A 956-nucleotide genomic window follows, 5' to 3' on the forward strand; every position below is an offset into this window, starting at 1 on the left:
AGCGTGCCCAGCAGCCGTTGGCGCAGCGCCCGTGGTGTCGTGCTTGCGGTGTCCTGCTTTGCGGTCTCGTGCTTGCGGTGGCGTGCTTGCGGTGTCTTTCTTGCGGGCAGCGTCGACTTGGATTGTGTGGGCCTGGTCCGGGCGAGCACGCCGAGGTCGACGTCGTGATCGTCGCTCTGTGTGCCCTGGCGGGAGGAGGGCGGCGAGGCCGCGGTAGATGTTTGGTGGGCCGGTGACCGGCTGTCGATATTTTATGGTGGCTCGGGTTTGATGTGGTAGATGCGGCCGGTGGGGCTGATCCAGATGAAGTGGCCGGGTCGGGTTTGGCGTAGTTGCCAGCCGCCTTCGTGTTTCATGATGTGGTGTCGGGCGCATAGTGGGCCGAGGTCGTCGTGGGTGGTGGGTCCGCCGTGGGCGTAGTTGGTGGTGTGGTCGAGGTGGCAGGCGCGGGCGGGGATGCGGCAGCCTGGTGCGCGGCATGTTCTGTCTCTGGCGCGGATCCAGGCGGTCATGGCGGCGTTGGGGAATGTGCGTGCGGATCCTGTTGTGGCGGGCATGGCACCGGCCGGCTCGGCATCGGCAAACCCATCCCCGGCGAGCCTGGCACCTTTCGGCCTGGCGCTGCTTGGTCTGGCGGTGTTCGGTCTGGCGCTGCTTGGCCTGGCCCCGCTTGGCCCGGCGCTGCTTGGTCTGACGGTGTTGGGCCTGGCGCTGCCTGGCCCGGCCCTGCTTGGCATGGCGCTGCTTGGTCTGACGGTGTTGGGCCTGGCGGTGTTCGGCTTGGCATTGCGTGGCCTGGCGCTGTTTGGCTCTGGGTGGGCGGGGCGTGGCGGTCCGGGTGGGCTGGCGTTGTTCCTGCTTGGGTGGGCGGTGTCTGGTCGCCTGGGCTGTGGGCGGGTGTTGCTCGCGCGAGCCTTGACTGCGCGGGTGTAGCCCGATCGGGTCGGGTCTGGTTT

2 protein-coding genes are annotated in these 956 nt (G+C 68.4%); one reads left to right on the forward strand and one right to left on the reverse strand.

Features of this window, described 5'->3' with window-relative positions; translation table 11 throughout:
- Nucleotides 1-251: 251 nt before the first annotated feature.
- Nucleotides 252-512: an HNH endonuclease signature motif containing protein gene (locus Rhe02_RS49475; protein ID WP_203915555.1), complete on the reverse strand. Its 261-nt coding sequence runs from the start codon at nt 510-512 to the stop codon at nt 252-254.
- A 34-nt stretch (nt 513-546) separates the two neighbouring features.
- On the opposite strand from Rhe02_RS49475, the gene Rhe02_RS49480 reads away from it, so the two are divergent.
- Complete coding sequence (locus Rhe02_RS49480; protein WP_203915556.1) at nt 547-933, forward strand: hypothetical protein; 387 nt, start codon at nt 547-549, stop codon at nt 931-933.
- Nucleotides 934-956: the final 23 nt, after the last annotated feature.

Source organism: Rhizocola hellebori, assembly GCF_016862955.1.
Taxonomy (GTDB): domain Bacteria; phylum Actinomycetota; class Actinomycetes; order Mycobacteriales; family Micromonosporaceae; genus Rhizocola; species Rhizocola hellebori.